This window comes from Aporhodopirellula aestuarii (genome assembly GCF_023701485.1).
Classification (GTDB): Bacteria; Planctomycetota; Planctomycetia; order Pirellulales; family Pirellulaceae; genus Rhodopirellula; species Rhodopirellula aestuarii.
Map to the genome: position 1 here is coordinate 65,032 of NZ_JAMQBK010000043.1, position 17,859 is coordinate 82,890.

Here is a 17,859-nt window from a genome sequence, read left to right on the forward strand (position 1 = left end):
TTGAAGATTGGGTCATTTCGAGGTCGCGATTCGTATTATTTCGCGTTTGGTATTGTTTCAATTCATGCCAATTCGTCCTCCTGCGTTTCAAGACTTGCCAGTCGCGCGGCGTCTTTACCGCTGAATTTCCAGAACAAACCGGGATGGATGAGGAATTCACAGAAGGTCGAGGTCATCAAACCGCCCAGAATCACCGTTGCCACGGGATAGAGGATTTCGCGGCCCGGTTCTTGACCGCCGAGCACCAGCGGAATTAATCCGATGCCCGCGGTGAGGGCAGTCATCAAGACGGGGGCGAGTCGTTCCAAGCTCCCCCGAACCACCATCGCTTGCGTGAATTCTTCGCCCTCTTCTTTCATCAGGTGCAAGTAGTGTGTCACGAGCAGGATGCCGTTGCGAACGGCGATTCCTCCCAGCGAGATGAATCCGACAAGACTCGCCACGGTGAGACTTTGTTGAGTGATCACCAACGCCATCACGCCTCCGATGAACGCGGTGGGCAAGGCGTTAAGAATTTGGACGACGATGCGCACCGACGGGAACAGAATCAACAGCACGACAAACATGCCGATAACGGAAACACCGGCGAGCACGATGATCATTTGTGTCGCTCGTTGTTGGCTTTCAAATTGACCTCCGTACTCGATGAAATAGCCGACCGGCAGTGAGACATCATCATCGACGCGGCGTTTGATTTCTCCGACGGCGCCGGCCAAATCACGACCTTCGGTGTTGCAGCGAATCACGATGCGTCGACGCGCGTTTTCGCGATTGATCGAATTGGGACCGGTGCCTTCGTAAACGTCAGCGACTTCGTGCAATTCGATTTGTCCGCGTTCGGGTTCGATATCCGTGTGTGGAAGATCTATCCGCAGGCGATCGAGATTGGCGTAATCGGTTCGGTACTCCTCTTCTAGTCGGACCAGCAAATCGAATCGGCGTTGGCCTTCGAGAACTTGGGAGACGACTTCACCCTGGAGTGCTGTTTGCAGAACGTTGGCGACATATTCACGGGTTAAGCCGTGAAGTGCCAAGTCATCGGCTCGCAAGCGGATATGGAGTTCCGCGGTTTCTTGAATCGGTTCGACGATGGGTGGTGTGATGCCGGGGACGCTTTCGATCGAGTCCTTAACTTGCTCGGCGAGACGCTGCAGTGTGTCGAGATCGTCGCCGTGGATCTTGATCGCGATCTGAGCGTACACGCCCGAGATCATGTGGCTGATCAGGTGAGCGAGCGGTTGCTCAACTTCGATGTCGACACCGGGAGCCTCCTCACTGATCTTTTCTCGGAGTCGGGCGATGATCTCATCGCGTTGAGTGTGTGACTCGGGATTCATGCTGAGGATGTATTCGCCGAAGTTGACTGGCGATGCGTGTTCGTCCATTTCGGCACGTCCGGTTCGGCGAACGAAGTGCAGAATTTCGCCCTCGGCGTTTTCTTCCGATTTTTGCATTGATAAAAAGACCGAATCGATTGCTCGTGACACTTTGTTAGACGCATCAAGAGATGAGCCCGGTGGCAACGTTACGTTGACCTGGATGCTGCCCTCGTCAAACGGAGGCAGAAAGTTTTTGCCGAGTTGAGACATCTGCCAAGAGGCGATTCCGACGCCGATCCATGTGAGAATCAACAGCGTCGACGGCATGCTCATGCTGAGCCGGATGAGCGGCGTGGCGAGTCTTTTGAGACCACCGAGCAGGAAGCCATCTCCGGTGCGATGCGTGGCACCTGAATTAGGGAGGAGGTAAAACGACAGAACCGGAGTGACTGTCATTGAAACGACGAATGAAGCCAGGATGGAAACGATGTAGGCGAAACCCAACGGGGTGAACAATCGACCTTCGACGCCGGAAAGCGCAAAGAGTGGCAAGAACGATAGGATCACAACAGCGGTTCCGAACACAATCGAACTGCGGATTTCCCTGCTTGCGTCGAACACGATGACGATGGATGGCTGTTGCCTTTCGATGGGGAGGGCGTGATTCTGTTTCAACCTTCTGAAGATGTTTTCGACGTCAACAATCGCGTCGTCGACCAGTTCGCCCATTGCGACGGCAATGCCGCCAAGTGTCATCACGTTAATCGACAGCTCGCTGCCGCTGAGCAATCCGGTCAGTCGAAAGACGAGCGTTGTTAAAACGAGCGAGAGTGGAATTGCCGTCAACGTGATGAACGTGGTGCGGAAGTTCAGCAGGAACAAGAACAGCACGATGATGACCAAGACGGCCCCGATAACGAGGGCCTCGCCCACGTTGAAGATTCCTCGGTCGATGAAGTTCTTGAGGCGGAACAGTTTGCTATTGACGATGATGTCCGCCGGTAGAGACGCTTCGACTTCAGCAAACGCCGCGGCGACGTCATCGGTTAGTTGCCGCGTATCGATGTGCGGTTGTTTGACGGTCGTGAACACGATCCCCGGTCGACCATCGACGCTTCCGTCGCCACGTTTTAATTGTGGCCCTTCGGTTACCCTCGCGACTTGTTCGAGTAGAACGGATCGTTTCGGATTGTTTCCCACGGGGATTTTTTTGAGTTCCTCGACGACCACTCGGGATTGGGGGCCGAGTCGGCCGAGCACACGGATCGGACGTTCGGTTTCGCCGGTGACGGCGAATCCGCCACTGGTGTTGATGTTGCTTTCGCGAAGCGCTCGTTCGACATCTTGCACGGTCACGTCGTAGTCGAGCAGTGCGGCCGGATCGATCAGGATTTGATATTGCTTGCGATCGCCGCCGAGCATGAAAACTTCCGCGACGCCGGTCACTTTTAAAAGACGTGGGCGAATGATCCAGTCTGCGACTGTGCGGAGTTCGAGTTGCTGCTTCGCCGCGGTGTAAAAATTCGCTTCGTATGTTTTTCCGTCGATTTCGACCGTCGCCGTCCCGATCGGTTCGGTTGGTAGGACATTGTCGTTCTGTGGAGTCGCGTCGTTGGACGCAGGTGTACGTGTTGCATCTGCGATGGAGGGCGTCCAATGCAGGTTTGTTGGTTCGATGCGGTTCCATGTCGAATAGTCGTGACGGTTTCCCGGTTGCCAAATTTGAATTCGGGTCGAGTCGTCCGGACTATCGAGCATTTCGGCCATCATGGACGTTGTGCCGACTTGCGCCAGTCGACCGCCGTTGGGTCCGTCTTGTCGATAGATCCCCGCCACGACGATCTGTCCCATGATCGACGACGGTGGCGTCATCTGTGGTCGGATTCCGTCAGGCAAAATGCCTTCCAGTGTCGTCAACCGTTCTTGGACGGTTTGCCGAGCGGCACGGATTTCCGTTGACCAATCGAACTCGATATAGATCACGTTCAGGCCCGCCGTCGATTGGCTGCGAACGGCTTGCACTCCGTTGGCTCCCATCAATGCGATCTCGATCGGTTGCGTGACCAGCGTTTCGACTTCTTCGGTCGCGAGGCCGGGTGCTTCGGTGATGATGACAACTCGCGGACGGTCGAGGTCAGGAAAAACGTCGATCGACATTTGCGTGGCGAGGTACGATCCATACACCAACACTGCCAAACTGATGGCCATCACCAGCATCCGGTAGCGGAGCGAAAATCGAATGATGGAATCGAGCATAAAATGTCTATTGAAATGAATCGGATCGGATAGGTGGGGGAATTCGCCGTGCGTGCAAACTCAAGTCAATGGGCGGCGTGAACCGTGCCATCGGCGTGGACATGCATGCCTGGTTGGGCCCCGCTGGCCGTTTGAGATTTCAAGACGCGGTTGAGAGACGCGGCTGAGCTTTGAGCCAAGTAGCTCGACCTGGGTATGCTGCCGTCGTTAGCGACGACGATGTGTGTTCGGTCTTCGTGCAGAATGTGCACGGAGAGTCGTTTGAACAGATCTCCGTTTTGGCGAAAGACGTATGCCTCGGGCCCCTCGCGAACGACGGCTTCGGATGGCAGCACGTAGACGTTCTCCAATTGTTCCACTGGGACTCGGATTCGCACTCGCTGTCCGGGGCGAAAACGCCAGACGAGAAATTGCTTGTCGAGTTTCGAGTAGGCGTGTGATTGGTTCGATAGCGGGATGAAGAAGTCAAACGTTCGGCTGTCGGGGTCGACCGAATTGGCCAGATGTCGGATATGGAAGGTTTGGTCGATCTCGGGCCAGTCTGCATTGTCGTCTTCGGTGAACTCGATTCCGACGTCGCGATTCTCTCGGGCGGCATCTTCCAAAAACGAGGCTTCACGCTTGAACGCGTGGCCGACCACGTACAGAGATTGATGGTTCGACAATTTCGCGAGTAGTTGCCCGGCTTGCACTTGCTGCCCCATTTCGACGTTCAGTTCTTGGACTTCATACGCGACAAGTGACGGCTCGGAACCGGTCACCGAACTTGCCAGACGCACGAGTTTGGCGGGAGCGTCTCCTGAAGCGGCCTGTGCGGTCAATGCAGGCGGGGCGGCGACTTCGATGGTTGAAACGAATTCACCTTGCTGTTGCACGCGGTCGATCTGTTCAGGACGCAGCCCACGGGTGAGCAGGTCTTGTCGAGACGATTGGATGATCGCGTGTTGTCGACTCATGTCAGCTCGCAATTCGATCATTTTTGATCGGGAGACGGCACCCGTGCTGACGGCGTCTCCCAGACGATCGATTTGCTCTTGGATGATTTCGGTTTCCCGGTTCGCCTTGAACAATTGGGTTTGGGTGTTCTGCAAGTATTCGCTGAACAATCGCAAACTAAACAAGGCGTCGCCCGGCCGGATCATGTCACCGGGGAACGCGTGGACCTGAGTCACAATTCCGACCGCGGGTGACGTGACACTACGATCGGATAAACCGGGGCGATCGGCCACGACACCTGGGATCGTCACCGATCGCCAATAATCCTGCGGCCGCGCCGGGGCGGATACCAAACCGAGATTCCTTCTGGCTTGGGCACTGATTTCGAGGACGGTTTGCGTGTCGGCCGAACCATCCTTTGAGGCAGGCGTGGACGATTCGGTCACTGGTTTGCCGCCAGATAACTCGTCTCGGAAGATCCAGATCGTGGCGATGACTCCGACGATTATCAAAGGCCCAATGGAGGCTTTGAGCATAGCGAGCAATGGTTTCATGATGATTTTTCGTGCGACGGATTTTCAGCATGCAACACCGACCGCGCAGCCGAAGCCGGGAGGTGAAACATGGGATGGGGAAAGCGTTTGGGATGTCGGAATTCGATCCGAGATCAGACGCGATTAATGGATGGACAAGAGTCGAAACGAAGCCAGGAGATCGTTTCGGGGCGTGATCAGGTGGATCACGCGGGTGTCCGTTACAGCCGTAGAGAAGCTGTTAGAAGAAAGATCGGTAGCGTCGTGTAACGCTGAGGAGGATGTCTTAAAGGCGGGTGAGATGCGTTGAGATCAGCGATGAATTCCTCGCCGATCAGGTAATCCTGCGCAGTGATGTTCTGAACGTCGCAAACCGATCGCCCAGGCGTTGCTGGCGAATTTGCAAAGTAGATCGCGTCGCTATCGTGATCTTGGACACCTGAAATGACCGCATCCTCGCTTGTAGCGAGCGAGCCGTCCTCAGCTGAGGTTTCGTGTTGAACATGATGAGAATGAGCGTGTTCGGCATCATCGTGGTGATCGTGGCCGTGCTCATGAGCGTGATCCGAGGATGATAGATGCAGGTGCGGTCGCACCGCATGATCGCGAGGCGAATCTACGCCGGTTCCCGCATGCGAGTGAGACAGCGCGTGCCCCAGCATGAACATGGGAATGAGCAGTAGAGTGACCAAACGACGCATAGAATCCTCAGGGAAAGAAGCGTCATTGATCATACGCCGCTGGGAAGCCGAGGGATAGGTCAACTCGCGGCGCAGATTAAATCGACGAAGCTAATTCGGAGAAATCTTGGATCGCGCCGCGGACTCGGCTTCGCGTCGACGTTTGTTTTTTCCAATGCTCGACGAGCTCCGTGAGCCGCTCGCGATCGTCGGTTGTGATCATCGGTTCGCCGCCGAGGTCGCGGCGGACCAACAGCCTTTCGACTTCGTAGAGAAGTCGTTCGGCGGTTTGTCCGACGCTGAGTTCATCGAGTTTTGCGATGCAGTCGTCCAGGCACTGGCTCGCTTCCTCAAGTCGACCGAGGCGGCGATAAGCGGTACCAAGGTCGCCCCATACCATCGCTTGATGGATCGAGTCAGGCGGGATGTGCTGTGTCACCTCCGGTCCGGTGAGTAGCTCGGCGGTTTCTTCGGCGCGGTCGAGTTGCAACAATGCGGCGGCTCGAGCGGCCAAACAGATCGCGATGCCAACGTAATCATCGAGTTGACGGTAGATTTCGAGTGCCTGGTTGAGCGTCTCGCAACATTGCTTGCTGTTGCCCGCGTCGTCGGCGGCGAGGGCTCGGTTATTGAGCGACTGCGCGAGGGTGGGGAGGTCACCGAGTCGACGGCTGATCCTTTGACAACGATCGTAGTCTTGTTCGGCAGATTCGAAATCGCCACTTTCGGCGGACGCGGCGGCTCGTCCGAGTAACGCTTGTTGCAAATGCCGTGGATCGGATCGATGTTCAACGCGTGACTGTTGCCGGAGTGCTTCATCGAAAAGGTTTCGTGCTTCGGCGATGCGGCCGCGTTGTAAGGCGATCTTCCCTTTCTGTACCGTTAATCCAGGGATGAAACTTTTGATGGCATCGGTGATCGCGGCGTCAACTTTTCCACTTGTGATCGGGATCAGTTTGTCACCGGTGACGGATTCCGCGATCGCTTCGCCTTGTTCGAGAAATTCAGTGGCGACGGCGAGATGTCCAAGTCGACGGTTTGTTTCGATCAGTTCCAAAATGACTTCGAGGCGAGTGGCATCATCAATTTGTGATTGGTTGGACGGATCGAGGATCGGTTCGAGCAAGCCCACGGCTTCGGTGCTGCGGCTGTGCCGGAAGAGAATCTGTGACAACAAACAACGGGTGTCCACTTCGAGCCCGAGTAGCCGCGAGTCGCGGGTGGTCGGAACGATGCCGGAGCCGGCAGGATCTGTTGCCGGTTCAATGGCATCGAAGTGTTGCAGCAGGTCACGGCACAGCCGTTCGGCATGATCGGTCTGTCCGGCCAACCGTTTTGCGTCAGCGAGTCTCACCATCAGTTCGATGCGATCTTTCCCCGAACTCAGTGTCAGGCCTTTTTCGATTCTTTCGATCCGCAATCGGCTGTCGAGCTGATCAGCACCTATGTGGTCCGCCGTTAAGATCGCTCGGACACAATTCGCGGCGAGCGATTCATCGAGCGGCTGATCCGTTTCCATCAACCATGAGGCGGCCGTCCACAAATTGGTGGCGAAATGTCGAGCGTCGATTTCCGACGAGGGAGCGGGCTCGTTGAGCAGCGAATCGAGCATCGCGGCGGCGATCGTGTTTCGTTTGTGGACGTCAATCGTTTCCAAAATGTAACGACGAACGGTGTTGTCGGCGTGAATGTGAATGGCCTCGTCGTCGTCACGCAACCGCAGCAGTTGTCGTTCGCGGAGTTCGTCGATCCAGTCGAGCGGATCTTCATCGCAGGAGTCTCCGTCGGGCAACGATGCGATGATGGCGGAGATCAAATTTTCGGCGACCGGCATGGGCACGGGAGAGGGCCAAATCGCGAGAGCCCGCAGCGTGACGAGTTGCCATTGGTCGAGAAGATCGACACTCCACCGGACCACATTGCCGAGTGTTCGGTGTCGGTCCGGGCGATCGACGCGGTTGCTCTTGAGCACACCAAAGGACTGTTGCAATCGAGATCGCAGGTTGGGCAGCGTCAGGACGCCCACGCGGGCGGCAGCCAGTTCGATCGCCAAGGGGTTTCCATCGATCATGCTGCAGATTTCCCGAATGTCCTCGCGCGCAGCGGCGTTGATTTCGAGGCCCGGTTTGACCGCTTCGGCGCGGCGGATGAACAGCTCGGCCGCTTCGTTTGATCCGCTCGTTGCTAACGGTTCGAGCTGGACGATGTGTTCGCCTTGAATCCGCAGCGGCAATTGGCTGGTGATGATCAATCGCAACCCGGGATTTCGGGACAGCCAATCGTTGCTTTGTTCCGCGGCGGTTCGAACGATTTGTTCGACGTTGTCGAGAACCAGGGTGACCGGCCCGCGAACCGCAATGGTTTGTGCGACACGCCGACGGGAGGGTTCATTGGGTTGTTGGGTGACACCGAGGGCAGCCAGCACACCCGAGGCGAATTGGTCCGCATCCATCGCGTTGGCCGAGTCAACCCAAACGATGTCACCGACTAAATGCGAGGCGAGGCGTTTGGCGATCACGGCCGCGGTCTGAGTTTTGCCGATACCGCCGATCCCAGTGAGGGTGAGTAGGCGATTGTTGGAGCTGCTCAACCACTGCACCGCCGAGTCGATCACCTCGTCGCGGCCGATCAGGTCGGGGTCGCTCCACGGGCAACCGATCAACCGACCATGGCGGCTGGAGCGTCCCGAGTGCAGCATCGAACTGAGTGCCTCGTCGGCGAAACGCTGGAGGTCGCCGGCAAGTTCGGCGGCGGTTGCGTAACGGTCCTCGACCCGTTTGGACAAACACCTCATGCAGATCTTCGCGAGCTCATCCGGGATGTCGTCGCGGAGTTGCCCCGGTGGGATCACGCTGCGGGTTTGGATCGCTTCGAAAAGGTGCGATGTCGTCGATCCGCTAAAGGGAAGTTGCCCGGTCGCGAGACGGTACAGCATCACGCCAAGACTCCAGATGTCGCTGCGACCGTCGAGGTGGTGTGTTTCCCCAAAGCTTTGTTCGGGAGACATGTAGGCGGGTGTTCCAAAAACGCGACCGGCGAGCGTTTCTTGGTCGGAGCGACGGATTGCCAGACCGAAGTCCAAAACGGTCGGGTTGGCACGGTCGTCGATCAGCACGTTTTGCGGCTTGATGTCACAGTGAATCAAACCGGACAGATGCGCGTGGTGGACCGCTCGGCTGATCCGGGCCATCACGCCTGCAAGCACACGGTCGTCGGGATTGGATGCGTTTTGACACCACTCCGTCCACCACTCGTCCATCGGTTGGGCTTCGATCATTCGCATGACGAGATGGACCTGCCCGTCGTCAACGATGATGTCATAGATCGTCATCAGATCAGGGTGATCCAACGCCGCCGCCGTTCGCGCTTCGGCGACCATCAGATCGCGGTGAGTCAGGTTGCTGGCGAGTTCCGGGTGCAGCGTCTTGATCGCGACGTGGCGTTGAAGTTGTTGGTCGTAAGCTTTCCAAACGACGCCAAAGCTGCCTTCACCGAGCAGTTGCTCTCGTTTAAATCGCGGCCTCAGCCCACGCCAACTGTCAGTCGGGCTCGGGCCGGTGGCGGACACACCGGAGGAGCCGACAAGTGTGTGAAGGGGATCCTCGCGATCTTCCGATGATGAGTCTTCCGAATCGGCAGCGGTGATGGGACGCGATGCTTCGGGGATCGGTGGTTTATCAGACGCCGATCGACCCGCGCCGGGATTGGATTCGGCGTCGTCCATCCAAATCTGCAGCTTTTGGAGAAACTCCGCGTAGGCGCGTGGCGACTCGAACGCCGTCGACGGATATTCGGCACGCCATTGTTCGATCGTCATCGATTCACCGTGACGATTGCGGAGACGCCATTCGTCTTCAATCAAGTCGGCAGTCAGTGAAATCGACGGATACTCTTGGAGATACTCACGCAGTAATTTGCGTTCGTGATCAGCGGAGCGATAGCGGTATTCCAGGTCGAGCCGTACCAGTTCCACGAGCAGCCGTTGCCGTTCTTCATCGTCCCGAGCGTGAGTATCGAGGAACGAGAGGATGTCCGTTGGCGTCCCGGCGATCCACTGCGATTCGAATTGATCGAGTAATGCTTCTTCGCGGAGGTCGTCTCCGGGGAAAGCACCGTCGTCAAAGGCATCATCGCCGAATGTTACCGAGTTCATGTGGCCAACGTGGCAAGACGTTCGTGCCAGCGTAATCGCATTTTGTCGAGGAGCCTGCGGACGGTGCGCTCGCTGCGGCCAACCTGTTCTGCGATTTCGGTCATCTCGAAACCTTGCATTCGCAACCGGAGGATCTCCACCTGGCAAGCATCGAGATCGCTGGTGAGGTGATCGAACTCTTCCATCACTGCCGCTGCGGCATCGGGGAGAGGTTCCATTGCCGCGGCTTCGAAGCAACGCACATTTTCGTCACCGGGAAGGTTCGCCACCGATTGCTCCGCGTCCATGCCACGCTTTGCCGCTTGGTGATGGGCGACGCGGCGACGCAGTTTATTGAGCGACATCACGACCAGCAAACGCCACAGGTCGCCGGTTTGATCGATGTGGAATTTCTGCTTTTCAACCCCGACAAAAAAACTGCGGAAGGCAGACTGCACGATGTCTTCGGCGTCAACTCGCCGGGTCAGCCGCGAGCTCATGCGGCGATGGACCATCGTGATCAACCGGGCAACATAACGATCAAACAACTCTTGCGAAGCGGCTTGATCGCCTTGGCGACATCGGTCGACGAGGATGACAGATTGTTCGTCCATCGTTGTGCAAATCAGGTAGGCAAATCACGGGACAGGGTGGCTGCCATTGTAGCCCGCAGGTGAACGTTGTGACCCCAGTGACCGAAGAAAAATGAGGTGTCGTGAACATCCTCGGTTGGGCGTGAGGAAATTTCCGATCGCAAGCTTTGCAGCGGCAATCGTTGTTAAAGCGACGATTAGGCGACCTGTGGGAGGGCGGTGAACGGCGCAGCGTGAGACCCAACCCCTCAAAACGCACCGAGTGTCTGCGCCCGAACCCAAAAGCGGCGCCGTCTAGAAAAACACGCAGATGTGCACGATTTTGGAGTGTGTCTTTTGGTGTGGTATTGGCCGCGCCCTGGTTTTTCGTGACTGAGGGGGCTTTCGACGGTTCGAAAGGATAGACAGTTGCGACGTCTGTGGTTCGCTTCTGCGGCGCTAACGTTCATTCCGCTGTTGATCCATCGATTGGACCGGGATACGTCTTTGTCGCGAGATGGCTCCGATCCGGGATCGGCCTGCCATCACCGAGGGCCTCGTCAAGCGACAACGGCGGGGCCCGCAGCGGGAAAGATTCTGGACCGTCGCTGGAGTGGCGTTGTCGGTCATGAAAAAGAAAAACGCGGCTATCCCGGAGGACGCCGCGTTCGATCGACTGGTTAATGACGTATTGGATCAGGTCTGCGGTCAGCGGCTCTGATCGTTTACCGGTCTGCAAACTCGCTTGGTTTCATCGCTCGTAGCCAGATGGGTTTGGCCGCGAGTGGTTCTGAAATCAAGCCGTTGGCTGCCTAGGCAAATGGGCTGTACTTGCCAGGGACCGGGACGGGGTACTTGCCGTCTTCGCCACGGACGACAGGAGGTGTCGATTTCAGGGTGTACTCGTCGATGCCTGGTGCCAAGTCGTGGCCTTTCTCAAGCAGATCGTCCCAGCGAACGATTTTACCTGAGTAGCATGCTTCACGTCCAAGGATCGCGGTGAACGTGGAGTGGGCACCGTATTCACCTTCGTTGTAAACCTCGCCCCGCATCAGAGCTTCGATCAGATCGTGCTGCTCTTGCTGGTGGCCGTTGACGCGTTTGCCTTCGTACTTCCATGCATTCGGGCCGCTGATTTTTCCGCTCGGATCGGAGGTTCCCTTGGTACCTTGGGCGAATTCGCCGACGTGGTTCCAGGCACCCTTGAGATGACGACCTTGGCTGAACATCTTCGTGCCGTCGGCGAACGTGTACTCGCAGAACGTGTGGTCGAAGATTTGCGACTTCGAACCGTCGCCACCTTCACGTTGTTGGTGTCCACCCATGCCGTTGCACTCGACAGGGTAGGCGCCTTTGACCCAGCAACCGACGTCGAGGTTGTGGATGTGTTGTTCGCAGATTTGATCGCCACTCAACCAGTTGAAGTGATACCAGTTGTTGGTTTGGAATTCCATTTCGGTCTGATCGTCGGTCTTGTTCTTGTACCAGATGCCTCCGCCGTTCCAGTAAACTTGTTGCGAGATCACATCGCCGATGGCACCGTCGTGGATCCGTGCCACGGTTTCCATGTAGGACGGTTCGTGGCGGCGTTGCAGACCGACACCGACCATCAAGTTTTTCTTCTTCGATTCTTCAACCGCTTTGAGAACACGACGGACGCCGGGGGCATCGGTGGCAACCGGTTTTTCCATGAAAATATGACGTCCTTTGGCGACGGCATATTCAAACTGTTGTGGTTTGTATCCCGGTGGGGTTGCGATCACAACGAGGTCGCAATCGGTGTCGATCGCTTTCTTGTATCCGTCCAAGCCGGTAAAGATTTGATCTTCAGGGACAGCGACTTTATCGCCGTGGCGACGACCGAGTTGGCTGAGAGCTTCGCGGCATTTGCCTTCGAAAGCATCGTGAACGGCGACGAGTTTGACGTTGCCTTTGGTGTTCATGATGTTGTCGGCGGCGCCTTTACCGCGACCGCCACAACCGATGACCACAAACCGGATCGCGTCGTCGCCGGCAGCGTGGGCGGCGGGAATCGACATCGCGCTCAGGCCGGCGCTGGCACCAAGAGCGGTTCCTGCGAGTACCGAGGAATTCTTAAGAAATCCGCGGCGAGAATCGGCAGATTCGATCGCTGCCTGTGGGGTAATGATTGGAGCGGTAGCGGGAGTCTGCTTCGAGTTTTCCATGGTGTTCTCTAGTCACTGGGGTAGCGATAAATCACCGCCGAGCGTTCGGAGGGATTTGCGGGGGTGGGAAACGTTGGAGGGATGGCCGCACACTTTTGCAATCAGCGATGAGACCAAGATCGCGTTCGAACTCGAGGGAAGCACTTTGGAGAAGTGATCAGGAGCGCCGCGACCTAGCAGGATTGTAAACCAAATCTCGGGCGATGACACCTCGATTGGGGCGAGGTTTCACGGAAGACGGGTGAAAGGGAAGTATATGGATCCACGTCACCGGAAGGCTGAGCTCCATAGACTGCGAGGTTAGGGCTTTACCATGCCGTCATGGAGACGGCTGTTCATTGGTTGTCTCCCCCGACTGGTGTGCGGGGACTGGGGCAACAACAAGCAAAATTAGACGGCAAATTCGGGCTGATGGCGCTGGCAGTCGAACCGGTGCCCAGAAAAGTACGTCTTCAACGGAGTCGGAATGTTTGGTTTTTCGCGATTGTGCCGGTTATTACGAGGATTCGACCCAGTGATGCTGGTGCAAACGACAGATTTCGCTTTGCCGGTCAGCCAATTTGCGTAGACTGAGTGGACAATAGTGGCTTGGCGGTTCACGTTGTACATCCGCGTCACTCTATTCCTTATCCTATCTCGCAATTTCACGCCCACATTTCGATCGTGTGGTCCCGCGTGTTGATTCGCCGCACTGGTTTTTACAGTGATTTTTTGCTCTTCCGAACCTGCAAATCGTTCAACTAAGTGGTGCGCCGCACGCCTCGTGATCGACCGTTGCTTGGTTTTGGCGTTGGCGGCACTGGTTTGGACGGGAGCGAGCTTTTCAAACCTTCATGCTCAGGGCCCAGGGACCTTGCCACCGCCGGGGCTGTTTGAGGAATCCGATCCATGGCCGGAGCAACTCCAAGGAATCCGGCCCGACGCGTTCTTTTTTCAAGATGAATCGAGCACGCCGGTGGTGATGTCGCGGATGTCGTTCGAAGAGATCGACCGTTTGAGAAAACTCGATCAAGGCATGAGATCGGGCGACCGGGTCGCGACGCTCGAGCGGTTGACGATTGATGGCGTCGTTGAGCCGACGCGGGCTCATTGGGATGCGGAATTAATTGTCCGTTTGGAACCGGCCGCGGTGAGCGAGCTGGCGGGACGATCGGTCGTGTTCGATATCGGGTTCTCCGGTGCTCACTTGCTCGAAGCCGCGGAGGTGCGTTTTGTGCATGAGAACCGTGCTGGTGACGGTAACGACGAAGCCCACGGTGCGAGGATTCCCGGAGCTTATGTGCGTTTGCCTCCGCCGTCCCAGTTCACTGTTCGAGGTCGCGCGATTCTTCCCGGCGATGCCGCTGATGCGCCATCATTGACGAGCCCTCTCGTCGGATCGGCTGCAGAGACACCGTCGTTACCATCCCCGTTTCCGAGTCCGCTGCGACAAGCGATCGGAATGCAGCAAGATGCGTGGAACGAGGAAGGTGGCGGATACCAGCTTGTGCTGCCTTCGGAATCGGTATTGGACGAATCAACAACGACGCGAGAATCACCGCTCGTTTCGGTCAAACTCAAAATGTCTGCGAGGTTGTGGGCGACACCGCCTCGCCAAACGTGGTTGCCGATCCAGTTACCCGCAGTCCCGACTCGGATGCAAATGCAGTTGCAACCCGAAGGAAAGGGTTCTGCCACGATCGCTTCGTTAGATGTTGTCGGTTCGGGTCGCGAGGTCGTGCGACGAATCGGTACGTCGAACGTGTTTGTGGTCGAGTGCGATGGGGGTGTGATCGCATTGCGATGGATGACTTCATCGGGCCCGTCGGGTGACACGGGTGATCTGATCGAAGTGGAATCAGAAACCAAACTACAGTGGGAATCGCCAACCGAACCGCCGTCGATGGACGTTCGCTTGATGGCTCGCAATCTACGCGGGCCGCTCAGTGGTTGTGTCATCCGCTTGCCCGCCGCTGCCGTTCTCGTCTCGCCTCCTGAAGTCATCGCGGCGATTACGGATGGTCGCGATGTGACGAGCTCCGGTGCAGCGAGTGGTATGGTTGAGGCTTCGCTGTGGGACATCAGTATCGCGCGGTCCGGTGATGTGAACGGGGCAGAACCTCCTGCGACCCAGAAGAAAAACGCGGCGGAATTATCAGGTGAAAATGACGGTGCCGTTCCGGCCACCAAGATCACGGTCCGGTGGGCGGGTGGAGCCGATAATCGACCGCCGTCGACCGTTCGGTTGCGATTGCAGCTGAGACAATTTCCTCCCGAGGCGACCGCAGCGGAACCGTGGGTACTGACCGTTCCCCAGGTCGCCGGCGCGATCGGTCACCGTGGACAGGTCACGATTCGGACCGCCAGCGATCATCGTTTGCGTTGGCGACCCCGGTTGGGCGTCGACGCCGTCGTGTCGCAGCAGGCCAGCGAGCAGAATGGGGAATTGGTGTACCCGTTTCGTTTCACGCAAACCCGATTCGAATTGCCGGTTTGGTTGTCGGGAAAGCAGCGACAGGTTCGGCTGACTGGCGAGGCTGAGTTGCAGGTGACGCGTCGCGCCGCGCGGGTGCAGATCGATTTGCGTGCCGGTAGTGGAGGGTTTGATCCCAAAGGCTTGCGGTTGGAACCCGGCGCGTGGCGGTTGCTCGGTATCACGACGGACAACCGTGCCGCCGCACTGGATATCAGCACGAGCGGCGATCTCGTCGAGTGGCAGGTGGACACGCCGGATGGAAAGTGGCCTGAGCAATATCGCATTACTGCGGAGCTGTTGGCGTCTGCCGCCACCGCTGATTTTAAGTCGTTGGTGTTGCCGCGGATCATCTCAACCGATTCCTCCACGATCCTGAGTGATGTGCAGTTGACCGTGCTCGATGGACGACGGGAGTCGTGGTTGGTTGATCTCGCCGAAAGCCCCACGCTGCAACGGATTCCCGGACAAGCCGAGTCAAAATTCCGCATCCTCAGCCCGGAGTCGCCTTGGTCCCTCAGCGGTAGTTTTGCGTCGCGTCCGCTGCAACTGCAGTGGTCCGGTGACGTTTCGATTACGCAGTCGAGCAATCGTTGGTTGACTCGATCGGTTTGGACGGTCACCAGCCCGTTGGATCTCGAGGGACGTTTGCGATTCACGCTTCCGGCAGTCGATGCGGAATCCGGTGTGCCAGGTTCCACGTCGAAAAATGCTGCCGGGTCAACGGTTGGCGGGGGAGAAAACGCAACGAAACCCGATGGTAACGAAGCGGAGTCTGCTGACGGCTCACTGCTCGGCGATTTAGATCCCGATGCCTCTGGCGCGGCAGATTCCCTACACAATGCTTCGATGTGGTTGGCGACCGTGGACGGTGGCCCGGCAATTGTTCGGAGCACCGGTGATTCCGCATCGGGCGAGTTTGCGGGCAATCGAACATTCGAAATTGTTTCACCTCAATTGGATTCGGGCACTCATCGGATCGAGTTGGTCTTTCACCAGCCGATCGTGGTTCCGCCTAAAGTCCGCGATCCGAATTCGTTGTCCGATGTCCCCGACAATCGCGGAGAAATCGCAAGTTTGATTGCGTTGCCGAGCCCGGCGGCCGACCAAGTCGATTTGAAGTCGCCGTTGCGGCTCGAGATGCCGATGGGTGTCGCTGATTCGGCCGGATTGTTCTGGCGGGTACTGCCCGAGAGCGACGGTGTGTTGGCGAATCTGCGTGACGCAGCCCGTTTTGATTGGAAGGTGGACCCAATATCGGGCGCCGCCGACGGGGCCGATCTGGCGCAGCGGTCAAACTTGTGGACGTTCAATATCATTCCTGACTTTCCGATCCCCGTTGTTTTGAGAAGCCGTGTCGGGGAGGAACGATTGACCGAGATCCCACGTTCGTTCTTGCGCAGTCTCGTGGGCAAGCAATTTCGGCATGAGCATTTGTTGGCGACGGTTCGCGGCGGCCGGCGGGTGCGGCTGGGGTTGCCGGTCAGGTTGCAAACGATCCGGGTCGAAGTGTTGTTGGATGGTCAGCCGGTAGCAAGCATCCGGGACGCGAGCGGTTTGAGAATCGATCTGCCGGAAACCAACAGCTTCATGTCATCGGGGCCGGATACCGTGTTCCCAACAATGTCAAGCTCGGTGTCGAGTGCGGAGACCGGAGACGCGGCGCGTGGCGAGTCCAATGACGCACAGGGCCGTTCGGATATCCATCTTCTCGACGTTCGAATTTGGACCGAGGAACCGAACAATCCGTGGTGGGCGCGGAGTGAACCTTTAATCCGGTTGCCGGTCGGTTCGGGATTGCAGTATTGGCAGTTGGTTGTGCCGACGGACTCGCATTTGTTCTGGGCTTCGTCGCAATCGGGACGGGCGATGCGGTGGGAGCGAGATCGATTGAGAATGGAACGCGTTCCGGCGATCAGTGACGTGTCGCTGATCCGATGGGCGCTCGACCTCAATTGGCAACTCAGTGACGGCGGTTCGGCTGCGTTCAGCCGTGATACGGGTGTGGCCGGTCCGAGCATTGCAAAGGAGATGGATTCCAGCGGGATATCGGACGACGTTTCTGGAAGCGACAAAGAAGCGGGAGAACGAGCCGGGGCGGACATGATTTTGCAAGCGGCGATTCGCGAGTCCCTGTCCAATTCCACCTTTACAGTTCCCGGCAATCGCTATCTGTTTTTTGCAGGGAACGTGTTTTCGTTTTCAGCCCTGACTGTGTCGCGGACGGTGCTGTGGTTAGCCGTCGGCGGTTTGGTCCTGTTGTTGGCGTCGGCGTTTCAGTGGTTCCCGTCGTTGCACCATCCCTTGGTCGCATTTCTGTTGGCTCTTGCGCTGGCGGGTTTGCTGGTTGTTGCCCCCGACGGGGTCGTGTTAACGGCTCAATTGGTGATGATTTCGCTCACCTTGGTGGCGGTTTTTTATGCCGTTTCGGCGGTCGCGGTTCCACGCACGGGGCAACGCGTCTTGCAACCGCGTCCGGTCGCTCGTGACAGCGTGGTCGGTCGGGGTGAGGGATCACGTCGCGGCGAATCCGAACAGGGAGCGAACAAATCTCCGAGTCGAGATTCACGTGGCGGCCAGTCCGAGACACAAGATTTCGACCAACGATACACGCCCGGGGCAACGGACGCTTCGCCCTCGGGAATTCCGACCACGAGCCTCGCGAAATCGCCGCAGGAACCACCGGGTGAGGGTTCGGCTTCACGCTCAGGCGTCTTTGATGTGTCCGACCCGGATTCATCGGAGGCCGTTCGGTGATGAGGCAATCCCATGCCGTTAAGGGGGCGTCTCGGC

At 57.5% G+C, this 17,859-nt stretch carries 8 protein-coding genes; 2 read left to right on the forward strand and 6 right to left on the reverse strand.

All coding sequences use genetic code 11. The annotated features are described in order from the left end of the window. Positions 1-62 precede the first annotated feature (62 nt). From NB063_RS16790 to NB063_RS16810, 5 genes are all read right to left on the reverse strand, one after another. On the reverse strand, positions 63-3,575 hold the full coding sequence (locus tag NB063_RS16790) for an efflux RND transporter permease subunit (protein ID WP_250929903.1): 3,513 nt from the start codon (positions 3,573-3,575) through the stop codon (positions 63-65). Between the two features lie 65 nt (positions 3,576-3,640). Continuing rightward, the gene (locus NB063_RS16795; RefSeq protein ID WP_250929904.1) at positions 3,641-5,065 is read right to left on the reverse strand and encodes an efflux RND transporter periplasmic adaptor subunit; all 1,425 of its coding nucleotides are present in this window, start codon (positions 5,063-5,065) and stop codon (positions 3,641-3,643) included. A 200-nt stretch (positions 5,066-5,265) separates the two neighbouring features. Next, positions 5,266-5,745, reverse strand: a complete 480-nt coding sequence (locus NB063_RS16800; RefSeq protein ID WP_250929905.1) for a hypothetical protein — start codon at positions 5,743-5,745, stop codon at positions 5,266-5,268. A 76-nt stretch (positions 5,746-5,821) separates the two neighbouring features. Beyond that, a complete protein-coding gene (locus NB063_RS16805) occupies positions 5,822-9,877 on the reverse strand; it encodes a protein kinase domain-containing protein (protein ID WP_250929906.1) in 4,056 nt (1,351 codons plus the stop codon). Next, entirely contained in the window at positions 9,874-10,470 is a 597-nt protein-coding gene (locus tag NB063_RS16810) for an RNA polymerase sigma factor (RefSeq protein ID WP_250929907.1), read from the reverse strand. Before NB063_RS16810 ends, NB063_RS16805 begins: the two co-directional genes overlap by 4 nt. Positions 10,471-10,857: 387 nt before the next feature. Between NB063_RS16810 and NB063_RS16815 the strand changes: the two genes are divergently transcribed. Then, positions 10,858-11,112: a hypothetical protein gene (locus NB063_RS16815; protein WP_250929908.1), complete on the forward strand. Its 255-nt coding sequence runs from the start codon at positions 10,858-10,860 to the stop codon at positions 11,110-11,112. Positions 11,113-11,240: 128 nt separating this feature from the next. Here the strand turns inward: NB063_RS16815 and NB063_RS16820 are convergent, their stop codons facing one another. Continuing rightward, positions 11,241-12,614: a Gfo/Idh/MocA family protein gene (locus NB063_RS16820; RefSeq protein WP_250929909.1), complete on the reverse strand. Its 1,374-nt coding sequence runs from the start codon at positions 12,612-12,614 to the stop codon at positions 11,241-11,243. A gap of 763 nt (positions 12,615-13,377) precedes the next feature. Between NB063_RS16820 and NB063_RS16825 the strand changes: the two genes are divergently transcribed. Beyond that, positions 13,378-17,823, forward strand: coding sequence for a hypothetical protein (locus NB063_RS16825; protein ID WP_250929910.1), 4,446 nt, complete (start codon positions 13,378-13,380; stop codon positions 17,821-17,823). The last annotated feature ends 36 nt before the right edge of the window (positions 17,824-17,859 follow it).

Bases quoted from the DNA above. Each gene is read 5' to 3' on its own strand.
- NB063_RS16795 (WP_250929904.1), bottom strand. From the start codon at position 5,065: ATGAAACCATTGCTCGCTATGCTCAAAGCCTCCATTGGGCCTTTGATA.
- NB063_RS16800 (WP_250929905.1), bottom strand. From the start codon at position 5,745: ATGCGTCGTTTGGTCACTCTACTGCTCATTCCCATGTTCATGCTGGGG.
- NB063_RS16790 (WP_250929903.1), bottom strand. From the start codon at position 3,575: ATGCTCGATTCCATCATTCGATTTTCGCTCCGCTACCGGATGCTGGTG.
- NB063_RS16810 (WP_250929907.1), bottom strand. From the start codon at position 10,470: ATGGACGAACAATCTGTCATCCTCGTCGACCGATGTCGCCAAGGCGAT.
- NB063_RS16805 (WP_250929906.1), bottom strand. From the start codon at position 9,877: ATGAACTCGGTAACATTCGGCGATGATGCCTTTGACGACGGTGCTTTC.
- NB063_RS16820 (WP_250929909.1), bottom strand. From the start codon at position 12,614: ATGGAAAACTCGAAGCAGACTCCCGCTACCGCTCCAATCATTACCCCA.